Source organism: Enterovibrio norvegicus, from assembly GCF_002876705.1.
Lineage (GTDB): Bacteria > Pseudomonadota > Gammaproteobacteria > Enterobacterales > Vibrionaceae > Enterovibrio > Enterovibrio norvegicus_B.
This window is the reverse complement of record NZ_MDAG01000001.1, coordinates 171,108-196,272: the sequence shown is the minus strand read 5'-3', so window position 1 is coordinate 196,272 and position 25,165 is coordinate 171,108. Positions and strand designations below refer to the sequence as shown.

The 25,165-nt window shown below is 48.3% G+C and carries 21 protein-coding genes; 6 read left to right on the top strand and 15 right to left on the bottom strand.

Going from position 1 to position 25,165, the window contains the following annotated elements:
- Positions 1-65: 65 nt before the first annotated feature.
- The 11 genes from BCT27_RS00970 to BCT27_RS00920 form a co-directional block, all read right to left on the bottom strand.
- Positions 66-1,172: a hypothetical protein gene (locus BCT27_RS00970; protein WP_102394771.1), complete on the bottom strand. Its 1,107-nt coding sequence runs from the start codon at positions 1,170-1,172 to the stop codon at positions 66-68.
- Between the two features lie 101 nt (positions 1,173-1,273).
- Complete coding sequence (locus BCT27_RS00965; RefSeq protein ID WP_102394770.1) at positions 1,274-2,323, bottom strand: hypothetical protein; 1,050 nt, start codon at positions 2,321-2,323, stop codon at positions 1,274-1,276.
- Positions 2,324-2,699: 376 nt separating this feature from the next.
- The gene (locus BCT27_RS00960; protein WP_102316155.1) at positions 2,700-3,470 is read right to left on the bottom strand and encodes an IclR family transcriptional regulator; all 771 of its coding nucleotides are present in this window, start codon (positions 3,468-3,470) and stop codon (positions 2,700-2,702) included.
- Between the two features lie 125 nt (positions 3,471-3,595).
- Complete coding sequence (locus tag BCT27_RS00955; protein WP_102394769.1) at positions 3,596-5,092, bottom strand: CoA-acylating methylmalonate-semialdehyde dehydrogenase; 1,497 nt, start codon at positions 5,090-5,092, stop codon at positions 3,596-3,598.
- 141 nt (positions 5,093-5,233) lie between these two features.
- Entirely contained in the window at positions 5,234-6,403 is a 1,170-nt protein-coding gene (locus BCT27_RS00950) for an iron-containing alcohol dehydrogenase (RefSeq protein ID WP_102394768.1), read from the bottom strand.
- Between the two features lie 174 nt (positions 6,404-6,577).
- A complete protein-coding gene (locus tag BCT27_RS00945; protein WP_102394767.1) occupies positions 6,578-7,933 on the bottom strand; it encodes a TRAP transporter large permease in 1,356 nt (451 codons plus the stop codon).
- Entirely contained in the window at positions 7,923-8,603 is a 681-nt protein-coding gene (locus BCT27_RS00940) for a TRAP transporter small permease subunit (protein ID WP_102394766.1), read from the bottom strand. The genes BCT27_RS00945 and BCT27_RS00940 overlap by 11 nt, the downstream gene beginning before the upstream one ends.
- Before the next feature lie 125 nt (positions 8,604-8,728).
- On the bottom strand, positions 8,729-9,844 hold the full coding sequence (locus BCT27_RS00935) for a TRAP transporter substrate-binding protein (protein ID WP_241905264.1): 1,116 nt from the start codon (positions 9,842-9,844) through the stop codon (positions 8,729-8,731).
- Between the two features lie 341 nt (positions 9,845-10,185).
- Positions 10,186-10,812, bottom strand: coding sequence for a LysE family translocator (locus tag BCT27_RS00930; RefSeq protein ID WP_102392356.1), 627 nt, complete (start codon positions 10,810-10,812; stop codon positions 10,186-10,188).
- Complete coding sequence (locus BCT27_RS00925; RefSeq protein ID WP_102394765.1) at positions 10,799-13,804, bottom strand: J domain-containing protein; 3,006 nt, start codon at positions 13,802-13,804, stop codon at positions 10,799-10,801. Before BCT27_RS00925 ends, BCT27_RS00930 begins: the two co-directional genes overlap by 14 nt.
- Positions 13,801-14,649: a DUF1266 domain-containing protein gene (locus BCT27_RS00920; protein ID WP_102316148.1), complete on the bottom strand. Its 849-nt coding sequence runs from the start codon at positions 14,647-14,649 to the stop codon at positions 13,801-13,803. The genes BCT27_RS00925 and BCT27_RS00920 overlap by 4 nt, the downstream gene beginning before the upstream one ends.
- A 494-nt stretch (positions 14,650-15,143) precedes the next feature.
- Here BCT27_RS00920 and BCT27_RS00915 point away from each other — a divergent pair, with 494 nt between their 5' ends.
- Together BCT27_RS00915 and BCT27_RS00910 are read left to right on the top strand one after the other, a co-directional pair.
- The gene (locus BCT27_RS00915) at positions 15,144-18,152 is read left to right on the top strand and encodes a methyl-accepting chemotaxis protein (RefSeq protein ID WP_102394764.1); all 3,009 of its coding nucleotides are present in this window, start codon (positions 15,144-15,146) and stop codon (positions 18,150-18,152) included.
- 213 nt (positions 18,153-18,365) lie between these two features.
- Complete coding sequence (locus BCT27_RS00910; RefSeq protein WP_102392458.1) at positions 18,366-18,641, top strand: nitrogenase-stabilizing/protective protein NifW; 276 nt, start codon at positions 18,366-18,368, stop codon at positions 18,639-18,641.
- A 25-nt stretch (positions 18,642-18,666) separates the two neighbouring features.
- Here BCT27_RS00910 and BCT27_RS00905 read toward each other — a convergent pair whose 3' ends face one another.
- A complete protein-coding gene (locus BCT27_RS00905; RefSeq protein WP_241908477.1) occupies positions 18,667-19,104 on the bottom strand; it encodes a MarR family winged helix-turn-helix transcriptional regulator in 438 nt (145 codons plus the stop codon).
- Between the two features lie 108 nt (positions 19,105-19,212).
- On the opposite strand from BCT27_RS00905, the gene BCT27_RS00900 reads away from it, so the two are divergent.
- Positions 19,213-19,443: a hexameric tyrosine-coordinated heme protein gene (locus tag BCT27_RS00900; protein WP_102316146.1), complete on the top strand. Its 231-nt coding sequence runs from the start codon at positions 19,213-19,215 to the stop codon at positions 19,441-19,443.
- A 236-nt stretch (positions 19,444-19,679) separates the two neighbouring features.
- Positions 19,680-20,621, top strand: coding sequence for a 2OG-Fe(II) oxygenase family protein (locus BCT27_RS00895; protein WP_102394763.1), 942 nt, complete (start codon positions 19,680-19,682; stop codon positions 20,619-20,621).
- A 179-nt stretch (positions 20,622-20,800) separates the two neighbouring features.
- On the opposite strand, the gene BCT27_RS00890 is transcribed toward BCT27_RS00895, so the two are convergent.
- The 3 genes from BCT27_RS00890 to BCT27_RS00880 form a co-directional block, all read right to left on the bottom strand.
- Positions 20,801-21,844 carry a VOC family protein gene (locus BCT27_RS00890; protein WP_102392362.1) on the bottom strand — a complete coding sequence of 348 codons (1,044 nt, stop codon included), beginning with the start codon at positions 21,842-21,844 and terminating at the stop codon, positions 20,801-20,803.
- 72 nt (positions 21,845-21,916) lie between these two features.
- A complete protein-coding gene (locus BCT27_RS00885; RefSeq protein WP_102392363.1) occupies positions 21,917-22,564 on the bottom strand; it encodes a YdcF family protein in 648 nt (215 codons plus the stop codon).
- Between the two features lie 159 nt (positions 22,565-22,723).
- On the bottom strand, positions 22,724-24,079 hold the full coding sequence (locus tag BCT27_RS00880) for an ABC1 kinase family protein (RefSeq protein WP_102394762.1): 1,356 nt from the start codon (positions 24,077-24,079) through the stop codon (positions 22,724-22,726).
- A 351-nt stretch (positions 24,080-24,430) separates the two neighbouring features.
- Between BCT27_RS00880 and BCT27_RS00875 the strand changes: the two genes are divergently transcribed.
- Together BCT27_RS00875 and BCT27_RS00870 are read left to right on the top strand one after the other, a co-directional pair.
- A complete protein-coding gene (locus BCT27_RS00875) occupies positions 24,431-24,697 on the top strand; it encodes a hypothetical protein (RefSeq protein WP_102394761.1) in 267 nt (88 codons plus the stop codon).
- A 134-nt stretch (positions 24,698-24,831) separates the two neighbouring features.
- A complete protein-coding gene (locus BCT27_RS00870) occupies positions 24,832-25,149 on the top strand; it encodes an immunity protein YezG family protein (RefSeq protein ID WP_102394760.1) in 318 nt (105 codons plus the stop codon).
- Positions 25,150-25,165 lie beyond the last annotated feature (16 nt).

Sequence of the window (25,165 nt, the reverse complement as noted above, 5' to 3'; positions counted from 1 at the left end):
GAGCAGGAAGAGCAGGAAGAGCACGAACAGTATTTGGCGCAAAGAAAGTCAGTAACTGGCAACACTTATGCTTCTCCCGCCAGTTGCTTGAGGAACTCTAGCTTTTGGCGCTCTTGTTCTGATGGCTGGTACGGGTCGCTAGAGAGTGCGTCATTGTTTAGCTCGCCCAAATCCAAAACCGGTAAGTCACTGATGCCGTAACTCGCTTCTTCGCCGGGTCTGCCGGACATGCGCTCTAACTGAACATTTTTAAGCTGGTAGGTTTCTTTGCCGCTGTTCAACACCGACTTATGTACCTTAAGAATGATCTCGCCATCCCCTTCCCCTAAACGGGTTTTCTGCGTCAGCACAGCGACAGGCGAACCGTCTTCTTTGAACAGATTCGCACGTAATCGGTAAACACCTTTCTCCGTAGCATCAATGTCGACCGGGATCACCCAATCTGTCCCATCCGCATACGCTGGCTGATGACCGACAACTTTGGCCACTGGACGTTGATAGCCAAAATCGGTGGTAAGCACTTCTTCACCGCCGCTGGATTGTCCTTTGTTTGAAAACAAAGCCGTCACCTTCAAACGCACTTGCTGTGGCCAATCACTTTCCCCAGTGATTTGTGCTTGGTTGCTGTCACTTTCTCCCGTTGCCAATACCTCTTTTGACTCAATATCAATCACCTCATAACGAAGCGATTGCACGGGCAATGAACTGCGCACTTTGAATGGCACAGCCTCTGGGAAAAAGAATCGATATTGTGCCAACACGATACTGGCAGAGTGATTTCCGCCGAGGATCGGCATTTCAACTTCGCTGAAAGCATTCGGGGTAAGGTATGGGCTGCTCACATCAGCAATCGGCTGGGAATAGCTTGGATAATACAATTCTTGCTCGAAGGTATGGGCAATTTGGGAAAGCTGTGCCGTGATTGCTTGGGGCATATCTACCCGCATTTCTTCTTCAGAAACGGCGATTGGCGGCTCAACGCGCTGCTCTACCGTCTTCTTTGGTACGGCAGCGACGAACACTGGCTCACTCGGAGGGGATGCCATCAATGGTGCGTTGTCGACAGGCTTGTCTTTTGCGGCGCTAGGTGCATCGTCTGTCCAATAAACCGCCGTGATAAAACCTGCCAACACACATGCGCAAATCAACACGGGCAACACTTTTCTATCCATCGCATCTCGCCTATATGTGTAGAAACCTGTAATGGCAAAAAGAGCAGAAAGGCAGGAGGCTCATACCTCCCGCCTTTCGGATTTCATTTAACCACAAACACTCAAAGCAGATCTGAGACCAGCTCCGACATGGTGGCGTTTTGTGAGCCATCTACGTAACGGAACGTCGCCCAGTTCCACCAAGACCAAGAGTCAGAGGTGTTAACTGACACCGTTTGTCCGTTGCCAAGTGAGATCGCGCTGTCTGCGGCCGTCACTTTGCCTTGGTGACTGTTGCCAATCAGCTCGCCGTGACCATAGCCATCGCCCATCAGCATCGGATAATGCTGAGGCATAAAGCTCGACACGCCGTTTGATTGGTTCGTGACTTTGCCATCAAACGCCACAGATCGTGAACAACTGCTGAAGCTACCGGTTGCACTTGCACCACATGCGGAGTGAGCAGAGACCACACCATCATCATGACCCGGCAAGAACGGTGATGTCACACCAAAGTACTCGCTGTCATCCCCCACAAAGCGCACACGAGGAACGCGAGCATCAGGGAATGGCGCTATTTGACGAGCATTGGAGACTTTTAGATCATTTAATACACCAGTGTTCTCACTGTTTGGTATTTCTCCCATCCACAAAGAGAGGGCCAATCTTAGCGTTGCGTTTAAAACACCGCCACCTTCTGCAACATTAACGGCTAAGTCTGCCAATTCAGATCCGCCACCCGCTCCAGCAAAATCAAACGTGGAGATAATATTTAAAGGCTGTAAACCTTCGTTTAAAAGCCAGTTTTCTTGATTATCTAAAATATAACGTGTAACCAAGTCACCTGTTGAGTGTGTGACAAATATACAACCGTTCGCGCAAGTATTATTTTGAGAGAGTTGTTTTAATTTAGGCCAAATATAATCACTGGATATTTTACCTGCTATCCGTTCCTGTGAAGGCCAATCAATTCGTTCATCCGCTCGGGTTAACCAGAACTCTTCCCAGTATGCTTCACCATCAGCACGAACGCCGTCAGCATTGGGTTGAGAGGCTAACTGTCCTGGCTGTAAGCCATGAACGAGCACCACGGGATGATTGCCAAGCGCGGCAAAAGTAGAGAATGAAAAGGTCGCTGCCGCGAGTGACAACATGGGTAATAATTTACGCATTTCAAACCACCTCCTTTATTGGGTTCAAATAGCGTAGTAGAGATAATTAACCGTAACAATTCGTTAACATCGATCTTGCTCGCGTTAATAATTAAAAAGTGGCGCCAAATTAGCATTCTCATGACTACTTATTATTTATTACCATTTGTGAGACGTTTTTATATCAAGATTGTAAATTGTCGCAATGAAACTTATCTCGTAATAAATGGCAGGTTGACACTCACTATTAATATTTCGATCAACATAATCAGTTATTAATACAGACAACATTTAAAATAATGGACACGTCAGGTTTCATTGGGCATAAAAAAGCGCATGCAGTTTCCCGTTATGCGCTTTTTTAGCTGAGAGTTTGGTTCAGATCGGCAAGAGCGACCTACATGCCTTGGTTCATCAAGTCTTCCAACTTGGCCGCGGCTTCACGCAGTTGCGGTTCACATTGCAGCAAATCATCAAGGGATTTACGAATAACAGGCGCGTGTGTGAACAAGCAAGCCACTAACCCACCATCGCAATTGTTGATGGGTACTGCCACCGCGACCATTCCATCCACAAACTCTTCGTTATCCACCCCTAACCCACTTCGTTCAATCTGTTTCAGTTCTTTTTCAAGCTTCGCGGGATCAATGATGGTGTTTCTCGTTAACGACGTAAGTTGAAGGTCATTGATCAACCGCTGGCGACGACGAACAGGCAAAGAACTGAGATACAACTTCCCACTTGCCGTGCACCACACAGGTGTGTTGCTGCCAACAGGTAAACTGATTTGAAGCGGCCAATTGGCTTGCACGCGATCGTAGTAAATCATGTCTTTACCATTGGGAATGGAAATACCGCAAGTTTCACCAACGTGATCGGAAAGGTGCTGCAAGATGGCTTGGCGATTCGCCTTAAAGCGCGTGCTGTGGAGTACCCCCATAGCAACATCGTGCAAACGCGATCCAGGCACCAGCTGGCCACGCATATTCGTTTGCAGAAACCCATCACGCTCTAACTGCTGAAGTAAGCGATGAATACTTGGTTTAGGTATGTCTAACTCAATGGCGAGCTCTGCGGGACTGGGTGGACGCTCGGCACGAGAAACCGCTTCAACGATTTCTAATACCCGAAGAATCGATGATCCTTTTTCCCTTTTTTGTTCCGTCATCCTATGACCTGTGAGACCAATTTCAATGCACGCATTATAGGCCAAGTGTGCGGTAAACCGGAGCCTGTAGGCGCTCCGGATACCGCAAATAGTGAAACGAATTACGGTTTTGTGCGAGCTATCTACTATTTCATCGTTGGCATAGAGAAAGTGACACCTTCTCTTACGTTCATGGAAGGCCAACGTTGTGTGATGGTTTTCCGGCGCGTATAGAAACGCACACCGTCAGGTCCATACGCACTCAAGTCACCAAAGAAGGAACGTTTCCATCCGCCGAAGCTGTGATACGCCACGGGAACCGGCAATGGCACGTTGATGCCCACCATGCCCACTTCAATGTGATCAGAGAAATAACGCGCTGCTTCACCGTCGCGGGTGAAAATACAGGTACCGTTACCATACTCATGTTCATTGATGATTTGCATGGCTTCTTCCATGCTGTTCACACGGACCACTTGCAGTACAGGACCAAAAATCTCTTGTCGATAGCTTTCCATGTTCGTCGTTACGCGGTCTATCAAGGTCGCACCAACATAGAATCCAAAGGGATAGCCATCGACATAAGGCCTGCGGCCGTCAACCACCACGTCTGCGCCGTCGTCTTCCGCGCTGGTAATCAAACCGAGAATGCGTTCTTTGTGCGCTTCGGTAATGACAGGCCCAAAGTCGTTGCTTTCATCTTCAAACGCACCCACTTTCAGATCTTCCATCGCAGCAGAGAGCTTGCTTACCAGCATGTCTGCGGCAGCGTCGCCCACCGCAACCGCCACAGACAGCGCCATACAACGCTCTCCTGATGACCCAAACGCGGCACCAAGAAGCTGGTTCACGGCGTTATCCATGTCGGCATCTGGCATCACAATGGCGTGGTTTTTCGCGCCACCTAATGCTTGGCACCGCTTACCGAGCGCACTCGCTTTGGTGTAAATGGCTTCCGCTACGGGTGTTGAGCCCACAAAGCTGATTGCGCTTATTCCTTTGTGGGCGATCAATTGATCAACCACTTCCCGATCCCCGTTCACGACATTGAACACACCTGGTGGCAACCCCGCTTCTTGCAGCAATTGTGCAACGAACAAGGTCGAGCCTGGCACGCGTTCAGAGGGTTTCAAAATAAAGCAGTTGCCGCAGGCAATCGCTAAGGGATACATCCAAAGCGGCACCATCACAGGAAAGTTAAACGGCGTGATCCCCGCGACCACACCCAGTGGCTGAAACTCACTCCAAGAATCAATGTTTGGCCCCACATTTCGGCTGTGTTCACCCTTGAGCAGTTCTGGCACCCCACAGGCGTATTCGACATTTTCGATACCACGCTGCAACTCTCCCATCGCATCGTGTTTTATCTTGCCGTGCTCTTCGCCGATCAATCGACAAATGGTGTCTGCATTCGCTTCAAGGAGTCGCTTGAATTCCTGCATCACCCTAGCGCGACGAATCGGTGGCGTGGCACGCCAAACGGGATAAGCCGCTTTCGCTGCAGCAACCGCATCCTCAACACTTGCGACACCGCCCAACACGACGCGCTTTTCAACCGATCCCGTGGATGGATTAAAGATCGCTTGCGTGTTTTCGCTGTCGGCGCGGATTTCGCCGTTGATCAAATGTCCGATGGTTTCCATAAACTACTCCTTTTTAAATGCCATTTATCGCTTTTTGGTTTGATTGGATCTCTATGGTTTTCTCACTTCACTCACATGGCGTATCACCGCCAACATTGCTTTCCTAACTCAAACATTGCTTTCTTTGCTCAAACATTTTCGTTACGACGCGGTTGCCCAAAGCTGTTTGTAGAGGTGAACAATGTCATCGCTTTCAGGAACGCGCGGGTTATTCCCCGGAGAACCTGACGCTAAGGCTTGTTCTGCCATGTTCTCCAACAAACCAAAGAACTGCTGCTCATCAATGCCAAACGCTTTCGGACCGGGCACTGACAACTCACGATTGATTGCCTCTAACTCCTCAAGCAGTTTTTGATTTGCACTGGCCGTCGAATCTTGAGGGTTGGCAACCCCCATGGCGCGCGCGCACTCGGCATAACGCTCTGCCGCAGCAGGAATGGAATAGGCCGTGACAATGGGTAATAGCATGGCGTTAGAAAGGCCATGCGGAACATGAAATGCAGCCCCAATCGGACGGCTCATACCGTGCACCAAAGCAACGGAAGCATTTGAGAAGGCAATGCCTGCAAGGGTTGCGCCCAACATCATGTCTTCCCGGGCTTTTCTGTTTTTCGGTTCCTTACACACAGTACGCAAATTGGGGCCAATCAAGCGCAGTGCTTCTAGCGCGTTGTAATCACTGAAGGCGTTGGCCTTTTTACTGACGTACGCTTCCATGGCATGGGTCATGGCATCAATGCCCGTATCCGCCGTCGCACGGGCTGGCAAGGTAAGCGTTAGCGATGCATCCACCAACGCAGCGACAGGCATAAATGCCGGTCCAACACACAGCATTTTCTCGTCACTCACCTCATCGGTGATAACAGTGAAGCGCGTGGTTTCAGACCCCGTACCGGCTGTAGTCGGGATCGCAATTAACGGCAATCCCGCCTCAGACACGATGCGCGGAAACTTGAAATCTCGCATCGAATCTCCGCTTTTGGCGAGCACGGACATTGCTTTTGCACTGTCGATAACGCTGCCTCCTCCAAGGGCAACTAAGCTGTCATAGCTTCCTTTTCTCAGTACTTTCACACCATCAAGAATGGAGGCATCAGTTGGCTCAGGGATGGTGCCGTCATACACATCATCTCCCATGCCACTATGAGCAAGTTGGCGCTGAATCAGCTCAACTTGACCCAACGACACCATGGTTTTGTCAGTGATGATTAACGGATTTCGGCAACCTAATGCGGTCAAAATATCCGACACTTTTCGGCTGGCGCCTTCCCCGATTTCAATAAACTGAGGCAATAAAACGGATGTAGACATAGCGACTCCTCATCAATTTTTTAATTCAAACGCTATATTTCACGCAGATCTCTCCCGGCCTGTTTTGTCGTATTTATGGCAATCTACGTAACGTGAAACGCGTATTTTTAGGCACTAAGCCAGCAATAGGCTCAGTGGGTATTGAGGGTTATTCCAACTGGCCAGTGCGCCGTATTAGGGGCCGTAAACCGAGGCAGGAAGCCAGGTCACGATAGCGGGAGCCCAGAACACAATGGCAAGACCAAAGAGCTGAATAACAATGAAAGGCACAACACCCCGATAGATGTGCGTAATATTGATTCCCTCAGGGACAACCCCCTTGAGATAGAAAAGTGCAAAGCCAACAGGCGGCGTCAAGAACGAGGTTTGCAAACACACGGCAAACAACACCGCAAACCACACCAAATCAAACCCTAAGCCACTGACCACGGGCGCAACGAGCGGCAAGATGATCAGCGTGAGTTCAATCCAATCCAGCACAAAGCCGAGCAAGAAGGTCACGATGAGGATCGTGATAACAATGCCTGTTGGGCTAAATGGCAGACCTGTTAGTGCTTTCTCAATCAGTTCATCGCCCCCCAAACCGCGAAGTACCAACGAAAACGCGGTTGCCCCTACGATCAATGCAAAGATAAACGCCGTGGTTTTGGTGGTCTCTCGCCCCACTTCGCGGAACACGGAGAGGTTTAATCGCCCACGGCTAAATGCCAGCAAGGTTGCACCAAATGCGCCAACGCCCGATGCTTCTGTCGGCGTTGCGATGCCCATGAAGATAGAGCCCAACACACAGATGATCAGCGCCGCCGTCGGCAATGCCGCTTTGAGTGCTTTGAAGACTATCGGCAAGGTCACGTGCTCGGCGGATTCAGACACGGGGGCGAGATCCGATCTGCAATACCCCAAAATCAGGATGTAGGCGACATACAAAGAGGCAAGCAACAGCCCGGGGAAGACCGCGCCGAGAAACAGATCCCCGACCGACACACCAATGCGATCCCCCATCATGACCAGCATGATGCTTGGAGGAACCAGAATGCCCAACGTCCCTGTTGAACAGACGGTGCCACAGGCCAGCTCTTTGCTGTATCCATCACGCATCATCAATGGAATGCCGAGGACAGCGAGCAACACAACCGATGCGCCAATGATGCCCGTCGAGGCGGCGAGAAGCATGCCCACAAACGTTACCGTGACGGCTAAACCGCCGCGCACTCTGCCAAACAATTTGACCAGATTCCCCATCAAGTCTTCCGCCACGCCAGAGCGATCGAGCATTAGTCCCATAAAAATAAACATGGGTAACGCCACCAGCACCCAGTTGGTCATAACATCCCATATCCGAGGAATGACGATAGACACATAGTTCCAGTCGATACCGATAAAGGCATCGAACCATTCATCCGCCAACATGGCGATAGGCACAAAAGTCAGCGCAATACCACCAAGCACCCACGCCACTGGAAAGCCGGTAAAAAGCAGAAGGACAAACGCGCCAAACATCATGAGCACGAGGATTTCATTAATTTCCATTACGCCCTCCTTCCTTATCAGGTTTTTCGATATCGCCATCATTGGCTGCGTTCAATGCGTCGCCACTGTTCAGTTCGACAACAGTGATCGACGGCGGCGTAAGAAACAGAAAGGACACCACGCGCGACATGCGAGCGATGACAGCGAGACCCAGTAACGCGAAACTGAACAACAGAATGCCTTTCATCACCCACCGATAAGGCAAACCACCAGGCGCAGAAGACACCTCGCCCAACTCCCACGAATAGGCGACAAACGGCACACCGTAATTCAGCACTAATACAATGAAAGGCAAAAGGAAGAAGACAGTGCCAAGCAATTCAATCCATGCTTTTACACGCGGTGAAAAGTGATCTCGAAACAGGTCGACTCGAACATGGTTGTCAGCGGTATAGCAATACGACAGGCCCACCAGCCAACCCAAGGCATAGAGGTGCCATTGTAATTCTTCAAACTCAATACGCCCTTCCCCCAAGGCGTAACGCATGGTGACATTCAGAATGATCACCAGCATCAACACGACCCACACCCACGACATACAATGCCCTACCCAGCGCACGACACGATCAAACCCTCGCGACAAAACGGTGGTAGGCATGTCATCCACGGGTGGTGCTTTCTGTAGCGCCTGCCCAACATCAAAGGACGGTATTCCATTTCCTGACTGCATATTTCCCCCAAGACGCGTTGCAATCCTTTTATTGGTCTCTCCCCGCCAACTCAACAAATACATTGGCGAGGAGAAACCGGTGTTATAAGTGGTGCAAACTGCCGCTGCTTGTTAGTCCAAGCGCATTAATCAAAGTCGCGTGGCAAGTACGCCTTGGTTTTCCACGCCTTATACTCCTTCATAAAATCTTGCTGAGAGCCATAAATGCGCTTGAAGTCCGCGTCGTTTTCCGAAATTTCGACCATCACTTCATCAGTCAAGCCCTTGAGATCTTGCAGCAGTTCATTGTTGAGCGTGCGTGCTGTAACGCCTTTCTCTTCAAACCCTGCCAATACCTTGCCTTGCAGAGACTCGCCACGCGTGAGGGCACGGAATGTCCCCGCAGTACACGCCATGTCGATAGTAGCTTTGGTGGAATCAGACAGCCCATCCCAAACGTCTTTGTTCACCACAAGGTGAGATGCCGTGAAGGTTTGGTGCCAACCGGGGAAGTAGTTATTTTTTGCAATCTTATCGAAGCCCATCAATTGGTCGATGGCCGGCATAGAAAACTCAGTGGCATCAATCGCGCCTTTTTCCAACGCTGGGAAAATCTCCCCACCGGGCAGAACCGTGACAGACGCACCAGCCTTTTGAAGCACTTTGCCGCCAATGCCTGCAAAACGAATCTTGAGCCCCTCAAAATCACTCACATCGTTTATTTCTTTGGTAAACCAGCCAGCGGTTTCTGGACCAATTACGCTACACAGCACAGGGTGCACACCATGTTTACCGTAAAGCTCTTCCGCCAATGCTTGGCCTTCACCTTCATACCACCACGTCGCATATTCCCAAGGCTCCATGCCGAAAGGAACAGCAGCAAATAGCGCTGCGGCAGGGATCTTCCCTTGGTCATAACCTAACCAGGTGTACCCTGCATCAATCTGTTTATTCTTGATGGCTTCCGTTATCCCAAAAGGCGGCACCAGTTTTCCTGGCTCATAGATTTTGAAACGGATGTCACCATCGGTGGCTTTTTCGATTTGTTCCGCAACAAGCGTGACAGGGTCGCCAAGTGCAGGAAGGTGGGTGCCGAATACCGCCTGAACTTTCCAGCGGATTTTTTCATCAGCAGCGAAAGCCACTGTAGAGGTCGCACTTGCCAGCATGATCCCAAGCGTTACTGAGCCAACCGCTTTGGTGGCTAATTGGGTAAGACGTTTTGCATGAATAGAACGCGTAAAACGGATACAACAGCTCATCATTTTCCCCTTACTTTAGAGCCTCGACATGAGGCTTACTTTCCATAAAACATACATAATGAGACGTTTTTTATTATTTAAGCGTATTTATGGTTTGGCAAACATTTAACAATACTGATACGTATTGAATCATTATTTAATGCACATGACTCACGAGTGAGAGGACGAAGTAAAGAAAACAGAACAGAGAAGTAACATGATGATTTAAAATAATTTAAATACGGAAATCGCAGGAAAAAAGAGAAAAAAGAGAAAAAAAAGCCCCGCATGATAGCGAGGCTTTGACAGTTCTTGACGCCAACTAAGACGTATCTTTTGACGTTATGGGAACAAAACTTGGCTTATTGGCGTTCCGTTAAGGCCAATTTAAGGCCCAACGCAGCAAAGCTACCGGCGAAGATTCTCTGCATCCAATCCATTTTCTTTTCAGAATGGATAACAAGATGCCGAATGCTCGTCGCCAACAATCCGTAGGCTAAAAACACCACAAAAGTCATCGCCATAAAGATAGCGCCAAGCACCAGCATATTCAGCCCAGGGTTCGCCACACTTGCTGGCACAAATTGAGGAAGAAAGGCCAAAAAGAAGATGGTCAATTTAGGGTTCAATATGTTCACCAAACACCCTCTAACCGCGATACGCCACAAGCTCTTTTGATTGTCCTCCGATTGGCTTTCGTCAAAAGACAATGCATTGCTTGAACGCCACATTTGCCACGCAAGGAAAAGAAGGTAAGCAACCCCTGCATATTTAACAAACTGAAAAGCCAGCGCACTGGTGTGCATGACAATGGCCAGCCCCATGACACTCGCCAACATCGCGGGCACAATGCCGACAGTACAACCAATTGCTGCCATCAAACTGGCTCTTGACCCCATCATTAGGCCGGATGCGACGGTATATAACACACCAGTTCCGGGAATGAGCACCACAACAAAACAGGTGATGAGAAACTCAAGACTGACCATGGTTTTTCTCCTCGTTATCCATAGACGCTGATGCTTTATCTATAGGCGTAGATGCTTTTCTTTCTTTGGTTTTTGGATCTTTAAAACCAAGAATGGTGCGTAGGTTAATGGCTTTTTCTTTAACCACTTTCTTCTCCCATTTGCCATTCGCATACAACTTAGAAAGCCCTGACGCGGAGAAGAAATGGGCAAAAATATTGACCGCAGCCAAGAACACTGACTTCAGAAAAAGCGCAGCGACAAACGTAAACATCGCATAGATCGCGTATTTTTTCTTGTTCGCGTTTGAGAGCATCGGGCGAGAAATTTGCCACACCACTGACGCATTGATGGCAAACATCCCGATCATTAACAACTCCATCGCCATTTCTTGTTTCGTAGCAAACGATGAAGACTCGACATCCTGCAGGGTCGCAGGAAAGACAAAAAGCCATGCTAACAAAAAGAAAAACACTAACCATTTCAGCTTGCCACGGCTAAAGGTAGGAATGTCTTTCCCTTTTTCTACCAAGTCTCTATCCAACTGGCGTTGATACATTGCATCCAGCTGTGCAATCGCAATGTCTGTGGTGTCTTGTTGAAGCGAGGTTTGCCCTTTTCGGGCATCCGACAGCATTTTTACCGGCGACAAGTCATAGCCTTTCTCATCCAGACCAAGGTGAAGTTGCGTCAACAAATTACACATAGGGTAATGAAAGGCTTTTGCTTCATCGATGGGTGAGTTTTCAGCGAGTTCTGCCGGCGACGTAAACCATTCCCTGTTATTGGTGAGCATGGCATGCAGAAACTCTGGGTTCGAATACTCGTAATAGTCTTTGGTGAGTTTCTTGTCTTCTCTGAGTTCCAACAAACGCTGTTGTTGCCAATCGACCACGGCGATGATCTGAGGGCGTCGAGGAATGGCAGCAGCGGCCAGATTCCAGAACACCACGGCTTCATCAAAATGTGTATGTCCAAGCATACGAGACAACGCAACCATCGCCGTCACATCACCGTCAAGCGCCATCATCATTAACGCATCTTGTTCGAAGGTGCGCGTTAATAGCCCCACTTGATTATCGACAATCATTCGAAAAACAAACTGATCCGGAAACGCATCCAGCCCTTCCAGTGATTCCGGCAAATAGGTCTCTGAATTCGTTGCGAACGGCAGTAACTGCGCAAACGGACTTTGTTGTTGGTGATCAGGCAAAGGCTGAATGGCACTCATTATCTGGTGTTTGTCTGCACCCCCTCTTCCGAGGTGAGAATAGAAGAACAACATCCAATCAAACACACCTTCAAAGCGCTCCCGACCATAGCTTGATGCCATCGAGTAGTCAGGGTTCACTGAACGGTAGAAACACAAAGAGTCCGCGAAAGCCGGATACACAGAGCGTTCACGAATTTCATCTGCCACCAAAATCGCGGCTTCTTCTAATTGACGAAACCATACATCTGAAATAAGTGGGTGGCGACGAACACACTCAAGCCACTCTTCTTTCGACAAAGAGCTGACCTCTTCAAGCGTTAACGCGTCGGTATTCAAGAAGGCATCGGTTTCGTAACTCGCAAGTTTTAGCCGCAAGGTATCGCACCCAGGCTGCGCCGCCAGTGTTTGTTCTATCCATTTCACGGTGAGGCGAAGCGCAAAGATTTCTCGATCATCGGTGCTTGTGTTGTACTCATCGTGCTCAAGCGCAGAATGCAGTTGTACTTTTAAAGAAGACATCCATGCATAACTGCCTGAGTTCGCAGCCCATAGCGCCTGAATCAATAACGCACTCAGCCCATCGGTTCCCGCAAAATCGAGACGATGATTGATGCTAGGGATATCGCGCCCCGTCAGCTGTCCGTATACCCAGTCAAACAAACGTTTCTCATTGCCCTCTTCAGGTGCCGGGAACAAACGTCGCTCTGTTCGCCAATACACCAATGGAAGTGGTTGCCATTGTTGTTGAAGAAAGGCAAAGCAAACCGCCAGCATGCTGTCTTGCCGAAGGGTGTTGAAATACTGTGTTTCCGCCGCATCGGCGTAAGCTTCTAGGCTGATAAATCGTTCAGTGACCTTGAGAACAACATCGGACCTACCTAGCTTCAAGGCGATTTCTGCGATCACTTGTAGTTGCTCAATCCCGAGAGCATCCAATGATTGTTCCGACAAGGTGTCGAGCATCAACGCTGTGACCGATTCAGGGTATGCGCGACAAGCAATGAAGGCTTGCAGCAGCGACACCATGAAAGCAGGTTTAGGGATCATATTGGTGACTGTCGGCTGACGCAGTAAATACAGCATCGCATCCGTCTGCGCCCGACCGAACGCAATACTGAACGGTCGCAGAAAACTCAGTGTCGCGCGTTGTTCTGCATCGGAAAGATCGGCTATTTCTTCCATCGGGATCCAAAGCGCTTGCTGACGCCAATCATCCAGGTATTCACCGATTTCTGTTTGCTTCTCCGTTCCGGTAAGCAATAAGTTCCAACCAAGCCCTTTCCAGAGCACGTCAATAATTTCACCTGGGATCCAGTGGCGCGCTGCCACGGCATTCACCACCGCACTTGAAATGGCTTCTTGCTCATCTATCGGTAACAATTGCGATTTTTCCACCCACGCTTCCCATACATTGGGCACGAAACGTGTTGAAGCATCGTCAAAGATTTGAAGGCATTCCGTAACAAGTGGATGTTCTTCCTCTTGGCGCTGCGAGTCTTCCTCGCTGGTCGCCGTATCGTTGTTTGTTGCCGCGTCCACATTTTCTGGCGCATCTCCTTGTGCATTCCCAGATGCATTCCTCTGAGAATCGACAGGGTTATTCGCGGCGTCTTGATCACCACCATCAACAGAACCGCCCTCTTTAAGAAACGCCAACACACTTTCGTAGGCTTCACGAACCCGTTTAAACCCTTCAGGATCGTCCTCTGGGTGATGTTGACGTAACTTGACGCGATACGCTTTTTTGATGGCGGATTCATCATGGGTGGGTTCGATGCCCAAGGTTTCCCACATGCTCATTTCTCGTCCTCCGCGATTTCATTCAAAATCGCCGTGAGGGATTCTGGTGGTTCCATCAATGGCAATGCGGTATCCCATGCAAGCGCCGAAATAGGAGAATCAGGGTCATTGTCTAATGCTTCGAAAAAGGCACTAAACCCCACGTGGAAGCCGTTACTCAGCAAATAGGGAATGTTGTCGATATCATCATCTTCATCATTGATGTATTCCCAATAGTTTCGCCCGAAGATAAAGCTCTGCAAGTAGTGATCCCAACTCGAAAAATAACGCTGAGCTTGTTGGCTTAGATAGTTAAGCAAGAAGGCACACTCTTCCGCCGTGACTTTGCCCACGGCATACCCCGCACGCACTAAAAACGACCCTCGGCAGAAATCCCATGCTCGGAAACCAGCACTCCCCACGTGACGATACACCACATCGAGATAACGCATTTCACCTTGCGCGACCTCATTTTCGTTGTTGTTGAGTCTATCTTGCCACTGCTTGGCGGTAACAAAACCACGACGATTGAATTCGTATTCCCACATGTTGCCATGCACTTCACCCATGGCGAGTCGATAGATCATTTGATGCCATTCACGACGTGTTTCAATGCCCCACGAATCAACAAATTCCGCTGCCCACGCATTGGCGTCTTCAAGGCCGTGACGCATTTCGAGAATGTCATAGTCCAACGCGCCGCGGTTATAACTGATTTGCGGTGATGTAATGGCAAGCCACCATTGACAATGCGGCAGTGCCATATCAAATCGATAGAGGCTGGCCGTCCCTTTATTTGGGGGGGAATTGGAGGTGGTGAGATCGGGAGAAGCACCGTGCTGCGGTGAAGTGTGATTATCCGTCATCGTTTCGCTAAGCTCCTTGCTGCGCATGTCTCTATGTTTTCGACGTAGAGCAACTATTTTTTCAATTCAGCGTTACGCCTGCTAGCCAACAAACTCTCACTGAAGAACTATCTTGACGTTGTTTGGGTATAGAATGACGTTTCTATTGGAAAATTTACAGAATTGTCCTTACGCCTGCGCCACTTTCCAACAATGGTTCTCATTCTTCAAGCAATTGCATCAGCTTGTCTCTTAGCGGTGCGACATCATCGCAGTACCCAACAACTGGGGGGTATTCCGTCCAATGGTGTTTTTTTACAAACAGTAAAAAAGGTAGGCAAAAAGGCTGAAATATTCTGTTGACTTCGCAATAGCCTAACGCCCTTCACACCATACTCAACATGTTGCGCTAAAAGAGAAATTTCTTTCTACACTTGTCAGGAGTATTTAACCCTAAGCACACCGAAAACATAGGACTCTGCGTGTTTAGGCATACATCATTCGCGATAAGGGATATGACTGTGCTGGAAGATTGGAAACGCCAATTCGAAAATTTTGCATTGGTGAAAAAAATGACCATTATTTTGAGTCTGATTGGCCTTATTCCCACAGTGATCACGGCGTTAATCGGACTGTACAGTTCTTCCACATCGCTTGAAGAACAAAAGGTCGAGTCGTTAAAAGCGATTGCGCACCTGAAAAGCGACACCTTAGAAAATTACTTTGAAAACACTGAAACCATCTTACTGAATATCGCCAAAAGCCCGCTCACCATGTCAGCAGCACCCTCGCTCATCAATGCCTTTAAGCTCTATCCTTTTGACGTAGAAGATGAAGCTAGCCGCGCGGAATCAGAAGCAAAGCTCAAAGCGTTTTATGGCGATGAATTTCTCGCTAAATTGGAAAAAACCGGGGCCAATACCGTCGACACAGATGCGCTCGTTGACGCTATCAGCCAAAAAACAAAAAGCCTACAGCATGCCTACATTTCGGGAAATCATTACCCTCTCGGACAAAAAGACCAGCTAAGAAAAGCGGGTTCGACGGACTACGACTATGCGCACCGCCGCGTTCACGTTAACTTTCGGCAATACGTGAAAGATTTCAATTTGTACGATCTTTTCATTGTCGATCTTTCGTCAGGCGACATTGTTTATTCTGTCTTTAAAGAAATCGATTTTGCTACCAACTTAAAAACGGGGCCGTTTAAAGATTCAGGATTAGGGCTGGCTTACAAACAATTGTCTGAGAGCATCATTCAAGGGAAACCCCTTGAAACCTTGTTTGTGGACTATCAAAAATACCTCCCTTCCTACGATTTACCTGCCAGTTTTATTGCCACCCCCATTAACATCAACGGTGTACCCAAAGCCGCATTGATCGTCCAACTGCCCATTGAAAAAATCACACAAGTGATGAGCCGCAATTATGGTTTGGGTGACACAGGCGAATCCTATCTCGTTGGGCCAGACAAGCGCTTGCGCTCAGATACCTTCCATGAAGGTGGACTCACGGTCGTGTCGTCTTTTCGTAAGAATAAAACCATCGACACTGCTGTGGTGAATAATGCGTTTGCAAGTGATGAGAGAGAATCTGAGTTTGGGCTTCATGGTCACAACTATGCCAATGAATCTACGCTCTCCGTTTACCGTAAAGTGCCCGTCGGCAATGCGGAGTGGTTAATCGTTGTTGAGCAAAAAACCACGGAGGCACTCTCAGCAATTTATTCACTCGGTCTGATCTATTTGCTCGTGGTGACCGTGCTGCTCTCGTCGGTTTTGTTTGTTTCCAAGACGTTTGGTCGCCTAATTTCTCGCCCTATTCAAGATCTCTCTCATTTCATTCTTTCTTTGCGCGAACACTGGCGTTTCTCTGAACGCGCGCAAGTGCACAGCAAAGATGAAACAGGGCAAGCTGCCGATGCGTTGAACACCATGCTAGGCTCACTGGATGATGCCGTTCGTGACATTTCATCCACCATGGACAGCCTGGCTAAAGGGGATTTCTCACAACGCGTCACCTCCGAACTCACTGGCGATTTGCAGGTGATTAAAACCAGCATCAATGAATCCGCACATGAACTCGACACCACGGTAAAAGACATTGGTGAGGTGATGTCCCATATCAAACACGGGGATTTCAGACACCGTGTGACGTCCAATGCCAGCGGGCAATTGGAGGCACTAAAAGATCAAGTGAATGATTCCGCCCAAAGCACGGCAGATTTCATTGCCGACACCAAACAAGTGATGACAGCGTTGCAAGTGGGCAACTACAACACGCGCATTACCGCAAATGTGTCTGGTGAATTGGCCGAACTGAAAGCGGCCATCAACCAATCTATCGTGAACAGCGAATCGGTGATCAATAACATTTGTAGCGTAATGGCAGCGATGAGCGAAGGGCAATTTGGTCAAACCGTTCATGTAGAAGCCAGTGGCAAACTCAATGAAATGAAGTGCGCGGTGAACACAGCAAGTACATCAACCAACGCCGTCATCGCCAGTATTTCTTCCGTCATGAGCGAAGTATCGGTGGGTAACTTTAGTGCACGCTGTGATACCAGCAGTAAAGGAGACTTGCTGAACCTAGCCACCGAAGTGAACCGAACCGCTGAAAACCTCGAAACCATCCTTTCGCACACCCGAGAGGTGCTTGATCACCTCTCTCGCGGCAATTTGACCGAATCCTTCACACTTGATGTCACGGGGGATTACGACAAGTTAAAAGAAGGCATCAATCAAACCATGTTGCACCTTGCTAGCATGCTGGAAGAAATTCAAACGTCGGCAACCACAGTGAACGAGCGTTCAGAAGAAACCTATGGTGAAGTATCTGGTTTAAACACCCAACTCGACGCACAAATCAGAGGGTTGAAAGGCGTTTCTTCAATGATGGGAACCATGCAAGACACAATCAATGGCACCCTAACCCACGCCAATGAGTCAGTGACAGTGTCACAAGAGGCATTGGCACACACTAAAGAAAATGAAGTCTTAGTGAAGCAGATTGAAGATGCCATGGTGTCTATTACGGAGTCGAGTAACAAGATGCAGCAAATCATTGGCACCATTGAAGGCATTGCCTTCCAAACCAACCTACTCGCGCTCAATGCCTCTGTTGAAGCCGCGCGTGCTGGTGAGCAGGGCCGAGGGTTCTCTGTGGTCGCGAGTGAAGTGCGCGAACTGGCTCAACGTAGCGCCATTGCTGCCAAGGAAATTTCAGCGTTGATCAATGAATCGGATGAGCGCATCACCCGAGGGGCAGAGCAAGTTAATTTGTCCGGTGATTTACTCAAGAAGATCACGGCATCAAGCAATGAGGTGTGTGCGAACTTCGAAAACGTAAACCAATCGATCCGTACTCAGTTCAATCAGGTCAATGATGTGTCTGTGAGCATCAAAGCGGTTAACGACAACATTCATCAATGCGCCCAAATCCTCAACCGTATTAACGACAATATGGACCAAGTTAATGGTCAGGCGGAGAATTTAAACGCCATGATCGGGCGTTTTAACTACTGATTTAGCAGGTATATGTGCGTCAATGAATATTTGGGGATGAATGCGTTTTGATAAATGCGCGTCGCAAGCGCGCGTTGCTGCATCCGAAAAGGTAAATCAACGAAGGCGCACGGAGATCAAAACGGCATTCATGCCGCGATGGTATGTTGCCTGCCAATCCACTCGCTCTATCAACGTCAGAGCGCATCAACAGAGTCCTTCAATAAGACCCCTATGAGCACCACAGATATTCAACGTACATTGTCGAACTTTACCTGTATCGAGCAGGCACTCGACCATTTCGACATTGGTTACGACAGCCGTTTTATCGACGAATACAGACTGCCGCTGATGAAGAAGTTCAATGGGTATCTGATTCTTCAAAAACCCGACGATTGGTTTTCAGCACGTCGCGCGTTAAAGAATGCTTATTGCTACGTTCAACGTTCACGATTGGATAAACACACTCGCCAAGCGTGTAGAGGCTGCACAAGCTGTCAGCGTCGCTGATGTCAGGTACAGACTATTTCTAGAATTACTCGGCCTCTACCCCAATCTTTGCGCACAACGTGATCATTAGATTGGCTTCTTCCGCCGTTAACCCCGTCATGCAGAATACTTTGTCCGTAATGTCTGCACTGTCGTAGGAAAGCTCACGTCCTTCCTGCGTCAATACCACGGACTTTTGACGATCATTGTCAGGCAAGGCTTCACGTCGGATAAGCCCTTTTTGTTCAAGCCGTTTGAGCAAAGGCGTCATTGTCGCTTTGCTCAGCGCAGCGCGCTGTGCCAGTTGGCTAATAGACAATGCATCTTCCTTCCAAAGCACCATTAAGACGACAAATTGGGTATACGTCAGCCCCAATGGCTCCAATAACTGTCGATACATACTTGTGACTCTGTTTGACGTTGAATAAAGCGCAAAACACAGTTGTTTATCAATCTCTGCAACCGCCACCAAAAACCTCCCCATCAATCGTTGCCGTCTCATTATGGACAAACACGCGATAAAGTCACTCCATTTCGTTGACATACAGTTCGCGCACGAACAATATGTGAGCGAATATAAAAAGGAGGCAATATGAGCAATACATGGTTACCAACACTGATCACTGACACCCCAGAAGAGGGTTATCAACTCGCGATTAAAATGTCGAGAATGGGCGTGAAGTACACTCAACCTTCTGATGAAGTGAGAGACAAGTTGCGACCTCAATATGCTGAGAGTGCGGACAGTCTCATCGCGGTTTCTCAGGTGGTGGCAACCAACTTTCAAACCGTTGCTGCTGCGAACAACTACTGGAAACCCTAGACCAAGGTTGACGCACTGATCCTTCGTGCTCAGTGCGCTTTTTTACGTTGTTCTTTTACGTTATCTCCCTCTCCAATCTCCGCGTTATTCCCCGATCTCCTCGCTAGCAATTATATAGAAAATCTAAATTCTGAATCTAATTCCAGGCTGTTTATCAACAATTGAAGCTGTAATAAAGTGCATTCATCGACACCGCTAGCACAAACAATGATTAAAAAATTGCCGGAGAAAAGAAGATGACACATACAGTACTCGTAAAAGACCATACCCAAGGCAGTCAATTGCAGCGTGCTCGCGCATTAGATTTGCCCTCTCGAGATGCCATGCTACACCGCGATATGTCAGTGCAACGATTCTGGGATGAAAACAGAATGCTACTTACCGATGCGTGGAAAGAGTGGGAAGAGTCTGAAAAAGACCAGCTTTTCACCATTGACGAAACACTACTCGATGCGAAATTGCGTAACGCCGTTGAACAAGCATGGGAAAACCCAACAACAGAAACGGCGGTCGCAGATCTGTGGGAACAAGTGTCGCCGGGCGTTTACCAAGCACAGTTCTTCGATCCGGCCCGTCTTGCTGATTTGCGGGATTACTTAGCGCGTGTTGCGGATGCGAACATCCCGCTTCGCCCTCCATACGGCATCGCGCTTAATCGCCACGGTGCAATGCTTGACCAACGCTCAGAAGGGTATTTGGCAGCGCCAAACTTTCAAGCATTCTATAACTCGATCTTAGAGAAATACATGCGCCCTATTGCGCGTTTGTTATTCCCTGAAGTCATGGGGTTTGACACACAAACGTTTGGTTTTTCGATTCAATATCAACCCGGCATGGATACCTCACTGCGCTTACACACTGATGCGTCCGCCGCGACAATGAACGTCAACCTGAACTTGCCGGATGAGCACTACACGGGTTCAGAACTTGATGTGTATGATCCAGCAACACGCAACGTAAAACGCGTACGTTTCGAGCCAGGTGTGGCGATGATTCACCGTGGCAGTGTTCCACACGCTGCGCATCCGATCACCAGTGGTACACGCACCAACCTTGTGTTCTGGCTGTATGGCGATCGCATGAGCATTCCATCACCAAGGCTGCAAGTCCCTGCGATTGATGCACATGATCGTTGGACAGTACCTGTCGCTGTTCGCGATACCTTCGCGCCCTTCTAAGCCTTAAGCGTTAAGCGTTAAGCGTTAAGCGCAAGATATATGCATTAGTGCATAGAAGTAGTGACAGTCTAAAGTGAACCTCCAACTGACCGCGAAGGCAGTTGGAGGTTTTTTATTGGGTGTAGAAGAAGTGCGAAACGTTGAACAGGTTGACGCAATGACGCGAGGTGTTACGCCATCTAAACAAACGCAAACGGCTCAACCAGTAAGTAGACAGAAAGACAAATCCATACCGCCATAATTAGCCAATACAAGAGCGGATTCTCTCTACGGGCAATGCGCTCCATAAAATGCGTGACGCCGGACTTGAGATCAGGAATCAGCCAAAGCAGGAAAAAACCGCCCCATACCCAATTCGCATCAAGCACTATTGCCACGGCGACGAGCAGTAGCCCTGCAATTGCACGCCACTTTGTTGTTGAACCACCATTGTCACTGCTGGCTGAGTGATTGTCAGCACGCTTGGTGGTAGCTGCGCGTTGATCACGTTCAACAATGTAAAAAGCAGCACCTTGTGAGTCATATGCCAACAGTGCTGGGCGCTCACCGAGGGCTTGTTCAGCCACGATCTCGCCCCCTGCCTGTTCAATAGTGTTAGATGTCTCCTCTAAACTATCGACACAGAAATAAACGCCCCAATATTCTTTGTCACCTTTCAATGCATTGCTGGTGACTTGAATCCCCGCAATCGGTTGAGACGGTGCAGAAGACGTGAAAATGTCATAGCGATCAGTGACAGAGCTTGCCTTGATGTGCCAGCCAAACACATTTTCGTAGAACGATTTAACCCGTTGAAGATCGGAGACGTGCAGTTCATTCCAAACCATTCGCCCCGCTTCGTCTTTTAGCGATCTTCCGCTTTCGATTTCGCCTTCAAAACAAGTAAAACCCGCCCCTGCCGGATCGCGAATCAGCGCGATCCTTCCGCCACTAGGGCCTGGCTGGGGCTTTAATTCGACCTTAGCGCCATGCTTTTCAGCATCAAGAACAACTTGTTCAATATCGCTTACATGAATGTACGACATCCAAAACGAAGGCATCTTAATCTTTTGGAACTGCTCAGGCATTGTGTAAAGCGCCGCCGTATTCGTACCTTTCACGTCACTAAGCGTGTAACCGTCACCCATGTCTTGGTATGCCCAATCAAAGCAAGCGTGGTAGAAGCGCTTCGCTGCGGAGATATCAAAGGTTGATAGATCTGTCCAAACAAACGAGTTATTCATTTTCCCTAATTCCTAACGCTAGACGGCACAAAGAAAGCAATGTCATTTCGCTTTGATTGCCCTGCAGACTCATTATTTCCATTCAGAAGAGGGGCGCAATTCCTTGATCAATGCATACGCATCAAGCACCGCTTGGGGAATGTCCTGCTCTATCTGAAAACCTTTCGAGGGGTATGATTGAATGCGCTCAAAATCTGCGATCATGGCATCAACAACCATGTCAAAAGGTAAGTCTTCGTTGGGGTAATCAATCAAAGAAACCGCTTGTGAAGTCACAAGCACAGATTGGACGGGCTCAGGCCACTGCTTCATGAAGGTGGCGAAAGCACGGCGCTCCATAAACGGCTTTTGTACCAACAATAAACGCTGAAAGTTGTGCCCTTTTTCTTTCATTAGCGCATAAGAAAGTGTGATGTTCTCGCCGGTGTTCGTCGCTTGTTTTTCCAATATCAATGCCGACGCTGGCACGCCTTCGTCGATCAAAATCTCTGCAAAGGTTTCAGCTTCCGATTTTTCAAATGCGTCTTCCGTAAAGCGCCCTTTCCCACCTGAAATCATGACATAAGGCGCAAGCCCTTGGTGATAGAGCGCTGCGGCCTGCTCAGCCACACGGATATCATTGCTGCCAAGCACGAAAATACAGTCGCATGTTTCTGGGCTATGCCCAAGATGGTGATAGTTCCAAATGGTTTCGAGATGTTGGTAGAGGCGATGTGGCATGAGAAATCCTATCGGTAAGCGTTATTTATCTTTCTACGCTTACCAAGGATCCATTTCAAAAGTATGACGATAAAACTTTGAGGTTTAACCCGTAATTCGCTTTTCACTTGTTTCTTAACGCAAATATCACGAAACGTAAGATAGCTGCGCAATGGGCATTTATACCGCCGCTTTTTGCGTCACTTTGCTTAAAGCAACCTGAAAAAGAAACGGAGTAAACAGGCGACGAATATTGACGCGCGCATTCAACCTCGCGGCAAGCAGATACAATCCGCCGATTTTGCGATGCAGGAACAACGCATCCGCTGGTGGTGTATGCCAGTACCCTTGCTCCATACTCAACGCCATGCCCGACTCACGTATTCGCATCGCAAGGTCGCTTTTACCAAAATCATAATCACCGTCATATCTCAGCGGCTCACATGCAATAGCAACAAGGTTGACCACCGCGGCTTTTTGTTCCGGCAAAATGGTTTTGCTGAAAAAGCCAATTTGCTTCAACGCCTCTGACATCGCCTCTCGATCATCATCCATCGCTGCGCTCAATAGTTTCTGGTATCCCTCACTGATGGAATCAGGGTATTGCCGTGTCGCACCGAAATCCAACAGCACGATTTTGCCCGATTCCACTTGATACAAATAATTGGCGAAGTTGGGGTCGGTTTGGACAAGCTGAAACTCAAACACTTCTCGAAAAAGTAAATGGAATAAGTTTTCTATCAAGGTATCTCGCGCGTCTTGCGGCAAACCCGTTAACGATTCAATCGGCTCACCACGTTCATAGGACATGGTCAGGATAGAGGGCGTGGTTAATGCTTCAACGGCACGAGGCACCAAATAGCGCTCATCGTTTTTCAAATGCGCAGAGAAGGCCTGCAACATGTCTGATTCTAAGCAGTAATTCGCTTCGTCGTGCAGTTGCTTTTTCGCCTCTTCGAGAAGTTCTTTGTAATCCACTTCTTTCGGCACTAACCCTGTAAGACGAAGCAAGGTCACGACATTATCGACGTCGCTGCTGATGCTTTTTTTAATGCCTGGATACTGCACTTTTACAGCCAACTCGGTGCCATCATCGCCATAAGCAAAATGGACTTGCCCAATGGACGCTGCGGCAATCGGTTTAAAGTTAAACGACACAAAATGCTGCTGCCAATCTGCCCCCCACTCTTGCGCAAGCACATCCGCGAGTTGCTTTGCTGGCATCGGCGATGCGTTGGAGCGCAGCTTGGCAAGAATATCGGTAAGTTCCTTGGGTAGAGCGTCACCCGCATCCATGCTTAACAACTGCCCGACTTTCATGGCAGCACCACGAAGCTGTGCGAGTTGGTCAGTCACGCTGCTGATATTTTTCGGCGTGAGTAACAGGTCTTTTGCTTTGGGCCGCTTGCCAGACAGCATCTGCTTAGCTCCTTCCGCCGCCATATTGGTCGCCACCTTCGTCACAACAGAGCCAAACATGCCGACACGACTCAAACGATTACTCGGGATTTTCTTACCATCATCATACTCAGCCACAATGCGTTTCCTTGTTGTTATCTGTACTCCATCAATACGATAACCAATCAGATTCGTTCACTGAGTATGGAAGTATTTTTATAACAGCGCAGACCGAGAAAGGATGTGCGAGTTTCCACTGTTGATACATTCAGCACTGACCGACTTGGGGCATAATACCGAAGCGTGCCGTTTTGGGGTATTTCTACAAGCATTTGAAATACAGGCAATGAAAGCCCACTAGGATTGAATGCGTTGGTGATTTTTGGTTTTGTTGCATCGTTATTATTGGACAAAATGGTGTGTTTAATCGCCCCATTTTGGGGGTGAATATACTGTTATGTTTCTCACTTAAAGCTAGGAGTACTTGTTTTGATCGAGGAGAACAAGGCAATTGAAAAGGCAACAATCTTCTTATTAGAACGCTATAAACGGCAACCGCCGCCGTTCTTTAAAGCGTATTTAAATAGAAAAGGAGAGAAAACTAAGTTCCCAGGTTTAGATGTAGTATTTGTTCAAAATGAAACCTATTGGACTATATGGTTTTATCCTGCGGTGAAAGAAAGTGATTCATATATCACTGTGCATGTTTTCATGGATGGAAAAGTCGAACAGCCAGCAGAATTTTTTGATGAATAGAAACATAACAAACGGCTCCAAGCGATAACCAACCCTCGCGTCATTTGTGCCAATGGCGCGAGGGCTGATTTTGGCACAAATCCCGCTCTGGCTGGTTGCGCCTGAGTCGGGCGTTAAATGCATGGAGAGATCGTATGAATAGCGAGGATTCTACAAAGCTAATCGAGAAAATAGCCTTATATCTTTCTACTATTCCTACATCAGAATGGGAAGAAATATGTGTTGAGGCAGAGATAGATGATTCGATGGCAGATCTTTGTATATGGGTTGTTGATGCTACGGGTAAAGAAAGTTATCCAGAAGTCACTCGGGAATTAGTGCAGGATTTTGTGAGCTTACGTAAAATCATTTCTCAACCTGAAAAAGGTATTTGGACAAAATGCCTCTATACCTTGGCTAAATCAGGCAAGTTCAACACTAAATTTTCTTATGGCAAGCCACGTTGGGCATGACGCATTTAACAAGGGC